Source organism: Amycolatopsis vastitatis (assembly GCF_002234595.1).
Classification (GTDB): Bacteria; Actinomycetota; Actinomycetes; order Mycobacteriales; family Pseudonocardiaceae; genus Amycolatopsis; species Amycolatopsis vastitatis.
Genome location: NZ_NMUL01000038.1, coordinates 228,736 through 245,765, shown reverse-complemented (window position 1 = coordinate 245,765; position 17,030 = coordinate 228,736). Strand labels below are relative to the sequence as shown.

14 protein-coding genes and 2 tRNA genes are annotated in these 17,030 nt (G+C 69.8%); 11 read left to right on the top strand and 5 right to left on the bottom strand.

Features of this window, described 5'->3' with window-relative positions; translation table 11 throughout:
• Nucleotides 1-100: 100 nt before the first annotated feature.
• Nucleotides 101-1,957 carry a pentapeptide repeat-containing protein gene (locus CF165_RS32520; RefSeq protein ID WP_240521903.1) on the bottom strand — a complete coding sequence of 619 codons (1,857 nt, stop codon included), beginning with the start codon at nucleotides 1,955-1,957 and terminating at the stop codon, nucleotides 101-103.
• A gap of 462 nt (nucleotides 1,958-2,419) precedes the next feature.
• Here CF165_RS32520 and CF165_RS32515 point away from each other — a divergent pair, with 462 nt between their 5' ends.
• A complete protein-coding gene (locus tag CF165_RS32515) occupies nucleotides 2,420-2,671 on the top strand; it encodes an excisionase family DNA-binding protein (protein WP_240521902.1) in 252 nt (83 codons plus the stop codon).
• Nucleotides 2,672-2,673: 2 nt separating this feature from the next.
• Nucleotides 2,674-4,134, top strand: a complete 1,461-nt coding sequence (locus CF165_RS32510) for a tyrosine-type recombinase/integrase (protein ID WP_093951473.1) — start codon at nucleotides 2,674-2,676, stop codon at nucleotides 4,132-4,134.
• 94 nt (nucleotides 4,135-4,228) lie between these two features.
• On the opposite strand, the gene CF165_RS32505 is transcribed toward CF165_RS32510, so the two are convergent.
• Nucleotides 4,229-4,305 (bottom strand) — tRNA-Pro (locus CF165_RS32505).
• Nucleotides 4,306-4,384: 79 nt separating this feature from the next.
• Between CF165_RS32505 and CF165_RS32500 the strand changes: the two genes are divergently transcribed.
• A tRNA-Gly gene (locus CF165_RS32500) sits at nucleotides 4,385-4,458 on the top strand.
• On the opposite strand, the gene CF165_RS32495 is transcribed toward CF165_RS32500, so the two are convergent.
• Nucleotides 4,410-9,071, bottom strand: a complete 4,662-nt coding sequence (locus CF165_RS32495; RefSeq protein WP_093951472.1) for a HAMP domain-containing protein — start codon at nucleotides 9,069-9,071, stop codon at nucleotides 4,410-4,412. The two genes, CF165_RS32500 and CF165_RS32495, sit on opposite strands and share 49 nt — an antisense overlap.
• A gap of 139 nt (nucleotides 9,072-9,210) precedes the next feature.
• Here CF165_RS32495 and CF165_RS32490 point away from each other — a divergent pair, with 139 nt between their 5' ends.
• The 3 genes from CF165_RS32490 to CF165_RS51345 all read left to right on the top strand — a co-directional run bounded on the left by CF165_RS32490 (nucleotide 9,211) and on the right by CF165_RS51345 (nucleotide 11,745).
• Nucleotides 9,211-10,764 carry a PP2C family protein-serine/threonine phosphatase gene (locus CF165_RS32490; RefSeq protein WP_093951394.1) on the top strand — a complete coding sequence of 518 codons (1,554 nt, stop codon included), beginning with the start codon at nucleotides 9,211-9,213 and terminating at the stop codon, nucleotides 10,762-10,764.
• 146 nt (nucleotides 10,765-10,910) lie between these two features.
• A complete protein-coding gene (locus CF165_RS32485; RefSeq protein WP_093951393.1) occupies nucleotides 10,911-11,453 on the top strand; it encodes a type 1 glutamine amidotransferase domain-containing protein in 543 nt (180 codons plus the stop codon).
• Nucleotides 11,454-11,580: 127 nt separating this feature from the next.
• A complete protein-coding gene (locus CF165_RS51345; protein WP_158226860.1) occupies nucleotides 11,581-11,745 on the top strand; it encodes a hypothetical protein in 165 nt (54 codons plus the stop codon).
• Nucleotides 11,746-11,802: 57 nt separating this feature from the next.
• On the opposite strand, the gene CF165_RS32480 is transcribed toward CF165_RS51345, so the two are convergent.
• Entirely contained in the window at nucleotides 11,803-12,213 is a 411-nt protein-coding gene (locus CF165_RS32480; protein ID WP_093951392.1) for a hypothetical protein, read from the bottom strand.
• Between the two features lie 152 nt (nucleotides 12,214-12,365).
• Between CF165_RS32480 and CF165_RS32475 the strand changes: the two genes are divergently transcribed.
• From CF165_RS32475 to CF165_RS32455, 5 genes are all read left to right on the top strand, one after another.
• Nucleotides 12,366-12,791, top strand: a complete 426-nt coding sequence (locus CF165_RS32475; RefSeq protein WP_093951391.1) for a helix-turn-helix domain-containing protein — start codon at nucleotides 12,366-12,368, stop codon at nucleotides 12,789-12,791.
• Nucleotides 12,788-13,642 (top strand): alpha/beta fold hydrolase, encoded by an 855-nt coding sequence (locus tag CF165_RS32470; protein WP_093951390.1) that lies wholly within the window; start codon nucleotides 12,788-12,790, stop codon nucleotides 13,640-13,642. Before CF165_RS32475 ends, CF165_RS32470 begins: the two co-directional genes overlap by 4 nt.
• On the top strand, nucleotides 13,639-14,001 hold the full coding sequence (locus CF165_RS32465; RefSeq protein WP_093951389.1) for a DUF4180 domain-containing protein: 363 nt from the start codon (nucleotides 13,639-13,641) through the stop codon (nucleotides 13,999-14,001). Before CF165_RS32470 ends, CF165_RS32465 begins: the two co-directional genes overlap by 4 nt.
• A gap of 63 nt (nucleotides 14,002-14,064) precedes the next feature.
• Nucleotides 14,065-15,162: a sialidase family protein gene (locus CF165_RS32460; protein ID WP_205661026.1), complete on the top strand. Its 1,098-nt coding sequence runs from the start codon at nucleotides 14,065-14,067 to the stop codon at nucleotides 15,160-15,162.
• A gap of 141 nt (nucleotides 15,163-15,303) precedes the next feature.
• On the top strand, nucleotides 15,304-16,143 hold the full coding sequence (locus tag CF165_RS32455) for an SAM-dependent methyltransferase (protein WP_093951387.1): 840 nt from the start codon (nucleotides 15,304-15,306) through the stop codon (nucleotides 16,141-16,143).
• Between the two features lie 16 nt (nucleotides 16,144-16,159).
• On the opposite strand, the gene CF165_RS32450 is transcribed toward CF165_RS32455, so the two are convergent.
• Nucleotides 16,160-16,993 carry an aldo/keto reductase gene (locus CF165_RS32450; RefSeq protein ID WP_093951386.1) on the bottom strand — a complete coding sequence of 278 codons (834 nt, stop codon included), beginning with the start codon at nucleotides 16,991-16,993 and terminating at the stop codon, nucleotides 16,160-16,162.
• Nucleotides 16,994-17,030: the final 37 nt, after the last annotated feature.

Below are 17,030 nucleotides of genomic sequence, written 5' to 3'. Positions count from 1 at the left end.
ATCATGCCCGGTTTGCTGCCACTCGTGCCCCCGATGCCCAGGCCGCCGACTATCCGCAGGTCAGCGCTAAAACTACGGATCAGAAGCTCATTCCGGTCTGTCATCGTTTTACCCGGGCGCGCACGGCGAGCGCGGCCAGAGCGAGCAGGATCGGGCCGACGAAGCGGGCCACCATGACCGCCCAGGTCCCTACTGATGTCAGTTTCTGGCCGGCGTCCCGGAACGCGACCGCCCCCAGGGCGATGCGCACCGAAGTGTCGACGCGGTCAAGGGTCCACCGGGCATCCCCTGGCGGCAGCTGTGGCGCAACGTCCCTGGAGGTAGTGACGGTCTCCTGGCCACCGCCAGGTACTGCGCGAGTCACCGTCGTGGACTGCGACGTCGGCCCAGCCACGGGCAGGCCGCACGTGATCAGTACAACAGCCAGCACGGCGACTATCCCAACAAGCGCGGTAATGGCGCGTGATGCACGCTGCCCGTATCCGGAGATCAACCAGTACGCCCAGAGCACCGCCCGCTCGACGAATGACGTTCCGACGGCACGTCGGCGGGCCTCTTGTTCACCGAAGTAGAAGTCCCCGGCGCCTGCCTCGTTCTTGCCGTCCTCTAGCGCTTTGCGCAACGAGCGATACAGTGCAGCCAGCCGCCCCGGCCCAACCTGCTCCACCTGCTCAGTGTCGAACGGGCCAGAAGCAAGCCACCCTGACTTCGGCATCCGCTGAGCTCGCCATGGATGCTCTTCGAATATCACCTGCCGTCTAGGCCGCCCCAAGGCTCGCACTCGCCGCGGCGGCTGCGGGAACGGACTGTCGCCCTCGATGCGCAGCTTGTCCAGGTGATGCGCCCCCGCGAAGCGACACCATCGCAAATCAACGTCGGTAAGTGCCAGTTCTGACACGTCGGTCCCGCGAAGAGACGTCAGTACCGGACGGTGATCAATGGCGTTGTTCTTCTCACGCCAGCTCTTGACCTTCGCTTCTGTAGCGCGTGCTGACGCTGATGGACCGAGCGACGAAGCTGCTCCGAACAGGACTTCAGCGAGGTCGACCCGGCCATGTCGAACCCGCAGTTCCACGCCTCCGGAGAACCGCGCCCGCTGACAAGAGACCTCGCCAGCCTCGGCCTCGACGACGACGGCGACCCCAAACTGCGTCCCGCAGACGTCGAGCTGTTCAGCCGTTAGCGGACCCAGGCGTTCGCATCTGGAGAAAGTTGCCCCGCTGAAGGAGACCTTCTTGGTGAAAGTCGCCTCGCCAAAGTAGGCGCCCTCAGTGAAGGTCGCGTCGTTGAAGTAGGCGTCCTCGGTGAAGGTCGCGCCTCTGAAGAAGGCGGTCTTAGTGAAGGTTGCGCCGTTGAAGTAGCCGCCCTCAGTGAAGGTCGCGGCTTCGAAGTCGGCGTTCTTAGTGAAGGTCGCACCGGAGAAGGAGGCGTCCTCGGTGAAGGTCGCGCCGGAAAAGGAGATGTTCTTGGTGAAGGTCGCGTGGTCGAAGTACGAGTCCTGGGCGAAGGTCGCGTCTTTGAAGGAAGTGTACTTGGTGAAGGTTGCACCGCTGAAGTAGGCGTCTTGCGTGAAGGTTGCGCCGCTGAAGTAGGCGCCCTCAGCGAAGGTTGCGCCACCGAAGTAGCCGCCTTGGGTGAAGGTTGCGCCACGGAAGTCGGCGCCCTCAGCGAAGTTCGCGCGGCCAAAACCGGCACCCTGGGCGAAGGTCGCGCCGCGGAAGTCAGAGCGACGGAGTTCCGCCCTTGGAGGTGACGAGCTGTGTGTTGTGACAGCCTGCATGAGCTGCCTGAGCAACTGCGAATCGAAAGCGGTACCGCGAACGTCGAGGTCAGCTCCAGGGAAGAGCCCCGAGAGGAAGGTGTTGAGTTCCGTTGGGTCCAGGTGCGCGAGACAGCGGTCGAAGCCGTCGATCTGAACTCCACGACACCGATCGTCTGGCTCCCCGAGGATCTTCACGCATCTTGGCCAGTCCTCGCTGCGTGCCGAGTCCGTAGTCGTCATCGCTGGCAGGCTCGGTGGATAGACGAGATACCGGCGGGCTGTCGAAGCTGACCCTTGATGAATATTCGCACGTGGTGAGAGTAGTTGGGCACCTCCAACTGCTACATCACGGCCAGGGCAAGCTGACCAGCGGTAGCAGATCTCAGTGGCGTGGACGTGCGCTTTTGCGAGGCGGAGCTTGCGCGTTTGGTGTTCCGTGGCGAAGCCGGTCGGGTCGCCGCGGGTGCCCCCACTTGGTTGTCGGCGCTCCGGCCGCGACCGACGTCCCCACGGCTGGAGTGGTCACCGCGTGCTCTGCGCAAATTTTCGCGATTTACCAGCAACACGTTCGACGTGTGAGAATTGGGAAATTGGAGCGAAGAAATGAACTGAGAATTAGTCTCCTCAATCCTTTGGATTTAAAGTACGGTTCTTTGCATGTCGAACACAGAACACCCATCGTTGCATGTGGCGAAAGATGTGAGCCCGGGTCAAGGCTCGACGGGTCCTCGGGAGATGTTGACGGTCGAACAGGCCGCCGACCGGCTCGCAGTCAGCCGTACCACCATGTTCGCGCTCATGAAGGACAAGGTTGTACCCAGCGTCCTGGTCGGTCGCTACAGGCGAGTGCCGGCCGATGAGCTGACCGCCTACATCGAGCGGCTTATCGCTGAAGCGGGGCGGTGCTGACCATGCCGCGCAGGAAACGCATTGAAGGTTCGCGCGCACCGAACGGGGCGAGCAGTATTTACCTCGGTCAGGACGGGAAGTGGCACGGTCGCGTCACGATGGGAGTTCTCGACAATGGGAAGCCGGACCGTCGGCACGTCGAGCGCAAGACCGAGGCTGAAGTGATCGCCGCAGTTCGTGAGCTCGAGCGGCAACGAGACGCCGGCATCGCTCCGAAACCTGGCTCCAGGGCATGGACGGTCGAGCTGTGGCTAACGCACTGGGTCGAGAATGTGGCGGCGCCGTCCGTGCGAGAAACCACGCTCGCCGGCTACCGCGTCGCGGTCTACAAGCACCTGATTCCCGGGCTCGGCGCACACCGCCTGCGCAGGCTGGAGCCGGAGCACCTGGAGAAGCTCTACGCGAAGATGGCCGACGCCGGGGCGAAGCCCGGAACGGCACACCAGGTCCACCGCACAGCGAAGACAGCCTTCGGTGTGGCGGTCGACCGCGGGCACCTGACCAAGAATCCGGCGAAGCTCGCGAAGCCGCCGCGCGTCGACGAGGACGAGATCATCCCGCTGACCGCGGCCGAGGCGAAGCGAGTCCTGGCTGCCGCTCGAGGCCGGCGCAACGGCGCACGATTCGTGATCGCTCTCGCGCTCGGCCTGCGGCGCGGTGAAGCGCTCGGCCTGAAGTGGTCGCGGCTCGATTTGGACGCTGGCCTGCTCCGTACGCCTCGCCAGCTCCAGCGGTACAAGTGGAAGCACGGCTGCGGCGACCCGCATCGGTGTGGTGAGCGGCTTCACAAGGTCGCACCGTGCCCGCCGACGTGCACTCGGCACGCCAGCTGTCCGCCGCGCTGTCCGTCGGACTGTGTACGGCATGCCAGCTCCTGCCCGAAGCGCCGCGGCGGCGGGCTTCGCGAAGTCGACGTGAAGTCGAAGGCCGGGCGCCGCACCGTCGGCATTCCCCGGCCGCTGCTCGGACTACTGCGCAAGCACAAGGCGGCACAGGACGTAGAACGCGAGTTCGCCGGCACCGAGTGGCACGACGGCGGATGGGTGTTCACCCAGCCCACTGGCCGACCGATTGACCCCCGCGCCGACCATGACGAGTGGAAGACGCTGCTGGCCGAGGCCAATGTTCGTGACGCCCGGCTCCACGACGCGCGGCACACCGCGGCGACGATGCTGCTGGTCCTGAAGGTTCCGCTGCCCGCGATCATGGAAGTGATGGGCTGGGGCGACGCGTCGGTCGCGAAACGGTACATGCACGTGCCGACCGAAGTTGTCGCCGAGATTGCTGACCAGGTCGAGAACTTCCTGTGGAGCGACGCGCCGCCGGCACCCTCGCCGACGCCCGTCGTGCAGCCGGACGCCGCTTCGCTGATCGACCAGCTGCAGCGACTGCTGGACGCCGCGAAGACGTCAGCGGACGGCCACGACGACGAGGAGCCGCCCGGCTTGCGTGCGGTGGTTTGAGCCGTATAACGGCTTGTACTGAGACGGAAACTGAGACGGCGGGACTCCTGCGAACGAGGAGTCCCGCCGTTTTCGCTGGTCAAAGCAGTAATACTGGTCGGGATGACAGGATTTGAACCTGCGACCCTCCGCTCCCAAAGCGGATGCGCTACCAAGCTGCGCCACATCCCGGTGCACCCCCAGGGGGGTGTGTGATCAGCCTAGCGGGTCACGCTAAGCTAGCGTTGCACCCGGGTCCTTCCGGGGGCACGCGGGTGTAGCTCAATGGTAGAGCCCTAGTCTTCCAAACTAGCTACGCGGGTTCGATTCCCGTCACCCGCTCCATCGAGGGAAGCGGCGTCCGCCTCCAGGGACGCCGCTATCACGTCCAGCAGCTTGTCCGTGTCCACCGGTTTGGTGATGTAGTCGTCCGCGCCGCTGGCCAGGGTGCGGGCGCGGTCCTCCGCCGTGGCCTTGGCCGTCACCGCGATCACCGGGAGGTCGGCGTTGGCCGCCTCCGCTCGGATGGCTGCGATCGTCGCGTTTCCGTCCAGTTCCGGCATCATCACGTCCATCAGGACCAGTGCCGTGTCCTCGTTGCGCTCCAACGCCCGGATGCCGTCGACGCCCGTCTCCGCGTAGATCACCTCCAGGCCCGCCTGCTCCAGGACCGCGGCCAGGGCGAACACGTTGCGCAAATCGTCGTCGACGATCAGCACCTTCTCGCCGTGGAAGCGCTTCGGGGCGATGTCCGGGGCCGCCACCACGACCGTGCTCGGCACCGCCGGCAGCCGGGGGGTCGACAACGCCGTCACCGGGTCGACCAGGTTGGCCGCCGCCACCGGGAGGTACAGCGTGAACGTGCTGCCCACGCCCGGTTCGCTCACCACGCGCAGCTCGCCGCCCAGCAGCTCCGTCAGCTGCTGGCTGATGTTCAGGCCCAGGCCCGTGCCGCCGTACTTGCGGCTCGTTGTGCCGTCCGCCTGGCGGAACGCCTCGAAGATGACCGCGAGCTTCTCTTCCGGGATCCCTATCCCGGTGTCCTCGACGGCGAACGCGATGATGCCCGGCGCGTTCTTCAGCGATTCCTGCTCCACCTCGGCCGGGTCGGCGGCCCGGATGTGCAGCCGGACGCCGCCCTCGTCGGTGAACTTCGCCGCGTTCGACAGCAGGTTGCGCAAGATCTGCTGGAGGCGGTGCTCGTCGGTGTGGACGCTGCCGGGCACCGGCGGGTCGATGTGGACGGCGAACTCGAGGCCCTTGTCCGCGGTCAGCGGCCGGCACAGCGACTCGACGTAGTCCACCAGCTCCGGCAGCGTGATGTCGGACATCTGCATGTCCAGCCGGCCCGCCTCGACCTTCGCCAGGTCCAGTATGTCGTTGATCAGCTGCTGGAGGTCCGACCCGGCCGCGTAGATCGTCTTCGCGAACTGGATCTGCTTCTCCGTCAGGTTCCCTTCCGGGTTCTCGGACAGCAGCTTCGCCAGGATCAGCGCGCTGTTCAGCGGCGTCCGCAGCTCGTGCGACATGTTCGCCATGAACTCGGTCTTGTACTGCGACGCCACCGTCAGCTGCCCGGCGCGCTCCTCCAGCTCCTGACGCGCCTGCTCGATCTCGCTGTTCTTGACCTCGATGTCGCGGTTCTGCTGCGCGAGCAGCGCGGCCTTCTCGGCGAGCTCGGTGTTGGACCGGCGCAGCTCGCCCTGCTGGGCCTGCAGCTGCTCCGACCGCGCCCGCAGCTCCTGCGCCAGCCGCTGCGACTCCGTCAGCAGCGCTTCGGTCCGCGAGTTCGACAGGATCGTGTTCACGTTGACGCCGATCGTGTGCCGCAGCTGCTCCAGCAGGTCCTGGTGGACCGTGCTGAACTCGTTGACCGACGCCAGCTCCAGCACACCGAGCACCTCGCCCTGGAACAGCACCGGCAGCACGATGAGGTTCACCGGCGCCGCCGAGCCGAGCCCGGACGAGATCAGCGCGTACTCCGGCGGCGCGTTGTGGACGAGGATCGTCCGCTGGTCGACGGCGGCCTGGCCGATCAGCGACTCGCCCATCGCGAACCGCAGCCCCGCGCGCGACTGCGCGAGCCCGTAGGCCGCGATGCACTCCAGCACCGTGCCGTCGCGGTCGTCGTCGCGGGCCAGGAAGAACGCGCCCTGCTGCGCCCGCACCAGCGGGGCCAGCTCGGACAGGATCAGCGCGGCCACCGACGCCAGGTCGCGGTGCCCCTGCATCCGGCCCGACAGCTGCGCGAGGTTCGTCTTCAGCCAGTCCTGCTCGCGGTTGGTCCTCGTCGTCTCCTTGAGGTTCGCGATCATCTGGTTGATGTTGTCCTTGAGTTCGGCGACCTCGCCGGACGCGTCGACCGTGATGTGCCGGGTCAGGTCGCCCGCGGTCACCGCGGTCGCCACCTGCGCGATCGCGCGGACCTGGGTGGTCAGGTTCCCGGCCAGCTGGTTCACGCTCTCGGTGAGCCGTTGCCAGGTGCCCGACACGCCGTCGACCTCGGCCTGGCCACCCAGCTTGCCCTCGGTGCCGACCTCGCGCGCCACGCGGGTGACCTCGGAGGCGAACGCCGAGAGCTGGTCGACCATCGTGTTCATCGTGGTCTTGAGCTCGAGGATCTCGCCGCGGGCGTCGACGTCGATCTTCTTCGTCAGGTCGCCCTTCGCGACCGCGGTGGTCACCTGCGAGATGTTGCGCACCTGGCTGGTCAGGTTGTGCGCCATGAAGTTGACGTTCTCGGTCAGGTCCTTCCAGGTCCCGGCGACACCCGGCACCCGGGCCTGGCCGCCGAGGATGCCTTCGGTGCCGACTTCGCGCGCCACGCGGGTGACCTCGTCGGCGAACGCGCGCAGCGTCTCGACCATCCCGTTCAGCGTCTCGGCCAGGGCCGCGACCTCGCCCTGGGCCTCGATGCGGATCTTCTTCGACAGGTCGCCGTTGGCCACCGCGCTCGCCACGGTGGCGATGTTGCGCACCTGGTCGGTCAGGTTGTCGGCCATGACGTTGACGTTGTCGGTGAGGTCCTTCCACGTGCCCGCGACGCCGCGGACGCGGGCCTGGCCGCCGAGGATGCCTTCGGTGCCGACTTCGCGCGCGACGCGGGTGACCTCGTCGGCGAACGCCGAGAGCTGGTCGACCATCGTGTTCAGCGTCGTCTTCAGCTCGAGGATCTCGCCGCGGGCGTCGACGGTGATCTTCTGCGTCAGGTCGCCCTGCGCGACCGCCGCCGTCACCTGGGCGATGTTCCGGACCTGGTCGGTCAGGTTGTTCGCCATGGAGTTGACGTTGTCGGTCAGGTCCTTCCAGGTCCCGGCGACGCCGGGCACGGTGGCCTGGCCGCCGAGCTTCCCCTCGGTACCGACCTCGCGCGCCACGCGGGTGACCTCGTCCGCGAACGCCGAGAGCTGGTCGACCATCGTGTTCAGCGTGTTCTTGAGCTCCAGGATCTCGCCCCGGGCGTCCACCGCGATCTTCTGCGTCAGGTCGCCGCGCGCGACGGCCGTGGCGACCTGGGCGATGTTGCGCACCTGGGTGGTCAGGTTGTTCGCCATGAAGTTCACCGAGCCGGTGAGGTCGCGCCAGGTGCCGGCGACGCCGGGGACCTGCGCCTGCCCGCCCAGCTGACCCTCGGTGCCGACCTCGCGGGCCACCCGGGTGACTTCGTCGGCGAAGGCGGACAGCTGGTCCACCATGGTGTTCATGGTCGTCTTGAGCTCGAAGAACTCGCCGCGGGCGTCGACAGTGATCTTCTGGGTCAGGTCGCCCTTCGCCACCGCGGTGGTCACGTGCGAGATGTTGCGGACCTGGTCGGTGAGGTTGTCGGCCATCTGGTTGACCGAGTCGGTGAGGCTGCGCCACGTCCCGGCCGCGCCGGCCACCTCGGCCTGCCCGCCCAGCTTGCCCTCGCTGCCGACCTCGCGCGCCACGCGGGTGACTTCGCCGGCGAACGCCGAGAGCTGGTCGACCATCGTGTTCAGGGTGTTCTTCAGCTGCAGGATCTCGCCGCGGGCGTCGACGTCGATCTTCTTCGTCAGGTCGCCGGTGGCCACCGCGGTCGCGACCTGCGAGATCCCGCGGACCTGGTCGGTGAGGTTGTCGGCCATCAGGTTGACCGAGTCGGTGAGGTCGCGCCACGTCCCGGCGACGCCCGGCACCTGCGCCTGGCCGCCGAGCTTGCCGTCCGAACCGACCTCGCGGGAGACGCGGGTGACCTCGTCGGCGAACGCCGAGAGCTGGTCGACCATGGTGTTGATGGTGTTCTTGAGCTCGAGGATCTCGCCGCGGGCGTCGACGTTGATCTTCTGGGTCAGGTCGCCGCGCGCGACGGCGGTGGTGACCTGGGCGATGTTGCGGACCTGCTCGGTGAGGTTGTCGGCCATGAAGTTGACCGAGTCGGTCAGGTCGCGCCAGGTGCCCGACACGCCCGGGACGACCGCCTGGCCGCCGAGACGTCCCTCACCCGCGATCTCGCGGGAGAGCCTCGTCACTTCGGCGGCGAACCGCGACAGCTGGGAGATGAGGCCGTTGACCGTCTTCGCCAACGTGGCGTACGCGCCCTGCAGCGGGCGCCCGTCGAGGGTCAGCGTCATCGGCTGGGACAGGTCGCCGTCGGCGACCCCGCCGAGCACGCGCTCCAGCTCGATCGCCGGCCGGGTGAGGTCATCGACCAGGCCGTTGACGGCGTCGACGGCGGTGGTCCAGCCGCCGGGACCGACCTGGCCCTCGAGCCGCTCGCTGAGCCTGCCTTCCTGCCCGACCGCGCCGCGCACCCGCAGCAGCTCGCTGACCAGCCGCTGGTTGCGTTCGGCGATGTCGTTGAACGCCACCGCGAGCTGCGCCGAGAGGCCGTCGCCGTGCGGGACGAGCCGCCGGCGGAAGTTGCCGTCCCCGAGATCCCGCACCGCGACCAGCACCCGCTCCAGCGCGGCCGCTTCGCTCTGGGATTCCGTTGTCATGTGTGCCGACCCTCTCCACCACGCGTGCGCCAGCCATGGTCGTCGACCCAGCGTGCCATGCTTCGCCCTACACTTCGAGCCAGTCCGCCCGCTCACGCGGTAGCCGTACGACAGCCGTCCGGAGGCAGGAGGTCCGTGCATGGTGTCACGACCGGCCCCGGCGTCGGCGGCCCTGCCGCCGATGACCGGTGACGGCGGGCCGCCGGGCTTCGACGCCTTCGGGCGGGCCGTCCTCGAAGACGTGCGCGACGCGGTGTTCCTGCAGGACACCGAGGGCGCGGTGCGCTGGGCCAACCCGGCGGCGCGAGCGCTGGCCGGGGACGCAGCTCCGCGCTTGCACCCACTGGCGGAGACCTCCGGCCACGTCGAACTGGCCGGACACCGTCGTCCGGCCCGGATCCGCGCCCTGCCCGGCGGCTGGCACGCCTGGACGGTCCCGGCGGAGGAGATCCCGCAGCGGCACGTGGGCGATTTCCTGGCCGAGGCCGGTCCGCGGCTGGCGGTCGCGCGCGGGCGCCACGGCACCGCCCGGGTGATCGCCGAGCTGGCCGCGTCGGCGCTGGCCGAGACCGTCTTCGTGCTGCTGCCGACCACCCGCGGCCGGTGGGAGTGGTGGAGCTGCGAACGCCCCGCCGCGCAGGGCCACGGCCGGATCCGGCGGGTCCCGCCCCAGGTCGCGCCGGTGCTGGCGGCGACGTTCGGCGCCACCGGGCGGCCGCAGTTCGCCCCGGTGCCCGCGGCCGAGGTCGCCACGCTGCCGCCGGTCGTCGCCGACCGGCTCGCCGGCCACGCCGACATCTCGGTCGTTTCGCTCGGCCCGAACGTGGGCGCCGGGGTCACCGGCGCCCTGCTGCTGGGCCGCCGCGCCGACCCCGAGTTCGGTGCCGGGCAGCTCCGCGCGGTCGTCGAGTTCGCCAAGGCGGCCGGGACGGCCCTGGCCAACGCCCAGCGCTACGCCCGTCAGGAGGAGGCGACCCGCGGCCTGGAGACCACGCTGCGCCCGGTCGACCCGCCCGAGCTCGACGGCGCCCGCTTCGAGACCTGGTACGAGCCGGCCGGTGGTGTGCTCGCGGTCGGCGGGGACTTCTTCGACGTCCTCGCCCACGAGGACGGCAGCGCGTTCCTGGTGCTCGGCGACATCTGCGGCAAGGGGCCCGAGGCCGCCGCGCTGACCGGCCGGGTCCGGCACGCGCTGACCGCGCTCGCCATGGTCGAACGCGACGGCCGCACGCTGCTGCGGCTGCTCAACGAGCTGCTCATCGCCGGCGGCAGCAGCCGGTTCGCCACCCTCGTGCTCGGCACGGCCCGCCCGTCGGACGGCGGTGTCGGCCTGACGCTGGCCTCCGGCGGCCACCCGGCGCCGCTGATCGTCCGCCGGTCGGGCGTGGTCGAGGAGGTCACGGTCCCGGGCACGCTGGTCGGCATCTCGCCGCAGGCCCGGTTCGCCGAAGCCGAGGTGCGGCTCGAGCGCGGCGACGTCTGCCTGCTCTACACCGACGGCATCACCGAGGCCCGCAACCGCCACGACCAGACGGAGCTCTTCGGAGACGACCGGCTGCGCTCGGTGCTCGCGGCCGCGGCGGGCGAGCCGGCCCGCGAGGTCGTGCGGCGGCTGCGTCAAGCCGTGCGTGACTGGCTCGGCAGCTCCGCGCATGACGATATCGCCGTGCTCGCCGTGGAATGTGCGGACTAAGCCGTCTTGCGGGGGTCCGGGTGGCGGAGCCCCCGGCCCGGGGCGGAGCCCCGGATGTCATTGCACTGTCCTTTGTGGACTGGGTTTGACGTCATGACGAGGGGGTAATTACCCCCGTGCACCCAGTTTTCCGACGGAGGAGCCCCATGGCGAACGCACTGCAAGGACGCCGGGTCGCGATCCTGGCCGCGGACGGCGTCGAACAGGTCGAGCTGGAAAAGCCGCGCCAGGCCGTCCTCGACGAGGGCGCGACGGTCGAGCTGGTGTCACTGGACACCGGCGAAATCCAGGCGATGAACGGCGACATCGACAAGGGCGACCGGTTCCCGGTGGACCGGAAGGTCGCCGACGTCGAGGTCGGCGACTTCGACGCCCTGCTGCTGCCCGGCGGCACGATGAACCCCGACCACCTGCGCACGGACCCCGCCGCGGTCAAGTTCGCCGGCGACTTCGTGCGCGCCGGCAAGCCGGTCGGCGTGATCTGCCACGGTCCGTGGACGCTCGTCGAAGCGGATGTCGTGCGTGGCCGCACGCTGACGTCGTACCCGAGCATCCGTACCGACATCCGTAACGCGGGCGGCACGGTCGTCGACGAAGAGGTTGTAGTGGACAACGGACTGGTCTCCAGCCGGAACCCGGACGACCTGCCGGCCTTCTGCCGGACAGTCGTGCGGGAGTTCGCGGGCTGATCCGCGTCCTCTGTGGACTGTCACCCTTTCGTGTGTTAAGTCCCGCTTAAATCTGTTGGCTTTCGGCATCCCGGCGGAGGACGCTGAGGGTGTGACGAGGATCGCCCGTGGAGAGGAGGTGGACGCGATGACTGTGCACGCAAGGCGCTACGGCCGCTGGTGCCGTGAACACTTCGACGCGATCGCCGCCGAGGGCGTTCCCGCACCCCGTGGCGGCGAGCCCGCCGGCCAGGCCCTGCCCGAACCCGAGCCGGAGCCGGTCCAACCGGCCGCCGAGCAGCCGCAGCGCTGATCAGAACGTGAAAGAAGGCCTCCCCGACGTCGATGTCGGGGAGGCCTTCTTTCGGCGTCAGCGGTAGCTGCGCCGGTACCAGACGCGCCGGGGGCCGGGCACGCCGATGCGGGTGATGACGTCGGTCAGGATCGCGCCGATGACGAGCCAGATGACGGCGGCGAGACCGTCGTTGAGGAACGTCCGCAGCCCCTCCGAGTCCGGCGTGAAGAGGTTGCGCAGGCCGAGCGACACGCCCGCCGACCACTCCGAGATCAGGTGCGCGAAGCCGTTCGACGAGTTCGCCGAACCCAGCACCAGCACGATGTGCACGGCCAGGACCAGCGCGAACACCGCGCAGACGAGGTGGATGAGGGCGTTGATCGTGCGCACGACCCGGATGCGCGGGTGGGTGCGCTCCACGATCTCTTCGGCCGGCGCGGGCTCGTACGGCGTTCCGTACGGCTCCGGGGGCGGGGGATACGGCATCGTCGGCGTCCTTTCGACTGTCCGATGTGGACGTATCTGGCGAGCGGGAACAACACTGGGGAATACCCGTCACCCGGGTGAGCGAACCGCTTACTCCTCAAACTTCCCTAATGAGTGCGTGATAGGGTAGTTTGAGGAACGCAAGGAGGGTCATGGCGCAGGAAGTCTTCTCCGTCGAACAGGTCGCCGCGAAGCTCGGCCTGCACGTCCGGACCGTCCGGAACTACGTGCGGGACGGCCGGCTCAAGGCGGTCCGGATCGGCAAGCAGTACCGGATCACGGCCGAGGACCTGGCGGCCTTCACCGGGCTGCCGGTCGCGGAGCGGGCGGAGGCGCCGACCGCCGAGCTGTCGGGCGTCGCCGAGATCGGCGGCGTCGACCGGGCCGCGGCCGACCGGATCGCCACCATGGTCGTGGCCTCGGTGAACGGGCCGCGGGACGGCGGCGAACGGCCCCTGCGCGTCGAAACCATCTACGACGGGGAGCGTTCCGCCATGAAGATCATCGTGCTCGGCGACCTCGCCGCCGGCGCCGACCTGCTGCGCTGGGTGGCCTCGGTCACGGAGAACCTGACGTGACCGCGATCTACCGGTCGGCGGCCGGGGCGGCCGCGGTCCGCGAACGCTACGACGCGCTGCTGGACCGCTGGCCCGTGCCGGCCGAGCGCCGCACGCTGGAAACCCGGCTCGGCGGCACCTTCGCCGTGGTGTCCGGCCCGGGGGACGCGCCGCCGGTCGTCGCGCTGCAGGGGTCCGGCGGCACCGCCGCGCACTGGCTGCCGGACATCGCCACGCTCGCCGGCCGGCTGCGGGTGCACGCCGTCGACGCGCCCGGCGAACCGGGCCGGACCGTCGAGGCCCGGCCGCCGCTCGGGTCCCCGGCCTACGCCGAGTGGCTCGACGACGTCCTCGACGCGCTCGAACTGCCGCGCGCGGCCTTCCTCGGCACCTCGCTCGGCGGCTGGTGGGCGCTGGACTACGCGCTCCGCCGGCCCGGGCGGGTCGCCGCGCTGGCGCTGGTCAACCCGGCCGGGATCGGCCGTCGCCGGACCGCGCCGCTGGTCAAGTTCGCCTTTTACAGCCTCTTCGGCGACTGGGGACGGCGCCGGTCGCTCGCCATGGTCGCGGGGGGCGGCCCGGCCGAACCGGGGCGCCGCGCGGTCGGCGAGTTCACCCTGGCGACGTTCGAGCACTTCAAGCCGCGGCTGGAGACGATCCCGGTGGTCCCGGTCGAGCGCCTGCGCGCACTGGAGATGCCGGTGCAGGTCCACCTCGGCGCCCGTGACGTCCTCCTCGACCAGCGTGACGCGGCGGCGAAGCTGCGCGCGGCGCTCCCGGACGCCGACGTCCGGCTGGCCGGCGACGCCGGGCACTTCCTCCCCGGCTGGGCCGAGGCCGTCACCGGGTTCCTGAACGGAGTCCGCGCATGATCGACGTCCGCCACGGCGTGCCGGTCTGGCACGCGCCGGCGCACGGTCCGGAGCTGGCCACCGAGCAGGACGCCGCCGACCTGGTCGGCGCCACCTACGGGCTCGGCGCCGACGTCATCGTCGTGCCGGTCGAGCGGTTCCCGGCGCGGTTCTTCGACATGCGCGCCAAGCTCATCGGGCACTTCTTCTCGAAGATCGTCCAGTACGGCTTCCGGCTGGTCGTGCTCGGCGACGTCCGGCGGCACGTCGAGGCGAGCACCGTGTTCCGCGACGTCGTGCGGGAGTCGAACCGCGGCAAGGACGTCTGGTTCGTGGCCGACCTCGCCGAGCTCGACACCCGGCTGGCCGCGGGCCGCTGAGCCGCGCGGCCGAACCTCGCGCGGGGCGGGCAACCCCGGTCCGCGCGGGACGTCCCCGTGATCATGAGAGCTCCCCGGCGCGCAGCGCTGCTGGTGTCCGTCCTCGCCCTCCTCGCCGCCTTCGCGTCGCCCGCGACCGCGGAAACCGTGGTCCCGCGGGGATTCCAGCCGGCGTCGACGAGCTGGACCGGCCCGGACACCGGCTACGTTCTCGGGTACTCGCCGTGCGCGAAGTCGTGGTGCCCGGCGCTGCTGGGCACCACCGACGCGGGACGGCACTGGCGGCGGCTGGGCGCGCCGCCGATGCCGCTGCCGGACAACCACAACCACGTCGCGCTAAAGGCCTTCGGCGCCCGCCTCGCTTACGTCAACGACGGCGTCCACGTGCGCGTGACCCGCGACGGCGGCGCGACCTGGCAACCGGTCGCCCTGGCCGGGGCGCGGGAGCCGTACTACCTCTCGAAGATCGCCGAGACCGGCGGCCGCGTCTTCGCCGTGCTGACCACCTACGGCGAGGGCCGCGGCTCGACCCGGCTGTACTCGGGGACCGCCGCCTCGCCGGTGCTGGCCCCGGTGCCCGGGTTCGCGGTCACCGGCGGCCTCACCTACGGCGACCTGGCCGTCGGCGGCGGCCTGCAGGTCGCGCTCGGCGGGGACTACGGCACCGAGAAGTACTGGACCTCCCGTGACGGTGTCCGCTTCACGCCGGCCGATCCGCCGTGCCCCGGGGGAACGGTCGCGTCGCTCGCCGGGGTCCGCGAACGGCAGGTCGTGGCGTTGTGCAGCAGCAGCCCCGGCTCGCCGCAGCCCGGTTCGACCGAGCGGGAGCTGCGGCACGCACCACGGCTCGGCGGGGTGTTCGGCGGGAACGACGCGGCGCCGTTCGCCGGCATCAACCAGGGTTTCGACGCGGCCTCGCCGGCGTCCGTGACGGTCGCGGCCGTGGGCGGCGGCGTCGGCTTCCTGCACCACACCGGCGACGGCGGGCGCACCTGGACGACGACCGAACTGCCTGACCGCGGCTTCGCGCTGACCGATCTCGACTTCCCCGGCGCCGGTACCGGAGTGGTCGTCGACGGCCAGCCGGACGCCTACGGCGGCTCCGCCGTGTACCGGACCACTAACGGGGGAAGCACGTGGCAGGAACTCCGATTTGAGTAGTAATCCCTGGCAGGCAAGGCCCTTGTGCCTGGTTCACTTGATGAACCGCATGTCGTAGTCTGAGCACTGTCCGTTGCCGGACACGGTGAGCGCGCCCGGGCAGGGGCGCCGTCCGCCACGCGCAGAGTGGGAGAACAGCCGATGACGCCTGGCGACCTGCGGTCCGGAACCGAAGGGGGCGCGGCCTCCCTCGATTTCAGCAAGGCGAGCCTGGCGAGGTTGTCCGACGCGCTCCTCGGCGGGCACGACCACTACGAGGTCGACCGCGAAGCGATGCGGCGGCTGCTGGCGATCGCACCGGGCGCCCGCGCGATGGCGAAGGAGCACCGCGAGTGGCTGGTGCGCGCGGTGCGGTTCCTCGCCGGCAAACGCGGCATCGACCAGTTCCTCGACCTCGGCTCCGGCATGCCGACCGCGGAAAACACCCACGAGGTGGCGCAGCGGTACAACCCGGACGCGCAGGTCGTGTACGTCGACAACGACCCTGTCGTGCAGGTGCACGGCCGGGCGCTGCTCGAAGAGAACTACCTGACCCACGTGACGGGTGCCGACCTGACGCGGCCGGCCGAGACCCTGGCCGACGAGGTCGTCACGGAGTACCTCGACTTCAGCAGGCCGGTGGCGCTGATCCTGACCTCGATCGTCCACCACATCGACGACTACGACCGGGCGAAGGCGATCGTCGCGGCCTACGTCGACGCCCTCGCGCCCGGGTCGTTCCTGCTGCTCACGCACCACTTCGACCCGGAAGAGGACTCCCCGCGCCAGGAGCTGGCGCGGCTGCTGGAGACCAGTTTCCAGGGCACCGGGCTGGGCAGCGTCCACCGCACGCGGGAGCAGATCCTTTCGTTCTTCGATGGCACGGATCTCCTCCGCCCCGGCCTGGTCTACCTGCACGAATGGTGGCCCGACGGCCCCCGCCTGCACCCGCTGAGCGAGCTGAACTTCCTCACCCTGGGCGGAGTCGCCCGCAAGCCCTGAGGTCCGCCACGACGGGTCAGGCGGCGTTGAACGTGTCCGGGTCCGGGCCGGTGCGCTCGCCGCGGTCCAGCGGCGTCAGCGACTCCATCTCCTCCTCCGCGAGGGTGAACCCGAACAGGTCGAAGTTCTCCTCGATCCGGGACGGCGTGACGGACTTCGGGATCACGACGTTGCCGAGCTGCAGGTGCCAGCGCAGCACGATCTGCGCGGGCGTACGGCCGTGCTTCACCGCGAGGTCCGCGATCACCGGGTCGCCGAGCAGGCTGCCGCCCTTGGCGAGCGGGCTCCACGCCTCCGTCGCGATGCCGTGCTTCGCGTCGAACTCGCGGAGCTCCGGCTGCTGCAGGTACGGGTGCAGTTCGACCTGGTTGACCGCCGGGGCGACGTCGGCGGCGTCGAGCAGGCGCTCGAGGTGCGCGGGCTGGAAGTTGGACACGCCGAGCGCGCGGACCCGGCCGTCGGCGTGGAGCTTCTCGAACGCCTTCCAGGTGTCGAGGTACTTGTCGCGCGCGGGCGTCGGCCAGTGGATCAGGTAGAGGTCCAGCTGCTCCAGGCCGAGCTTGGCCATGCTCTGGTCGAACGCCTTGAGGGTCGAGTCGTAGCCCTGGGCGGAGTTCCACAGCTTGGTGGTGACGAACAGCTCGTCGCGGGCGATGCCGGACTCGGCGATCGCCTGGCCGACGCCCTTCTCGTTGCCGTAGACGGCGGCGGTGTCGATGCTGCGGTAGCCCGCTTCGAGGGCGGCCTTCACGGCGGTGGCGGTCTCGTCGTCCGGGACCTGGAACACGCCGTAGCCGAGTTGCGGCATCCGCACGCCGTTGTTCAGTTCGATGACGGGCACGCTGGTCACGAGGGGTTCCTTTCGATGGGGTTCACCCGGGCGGGTA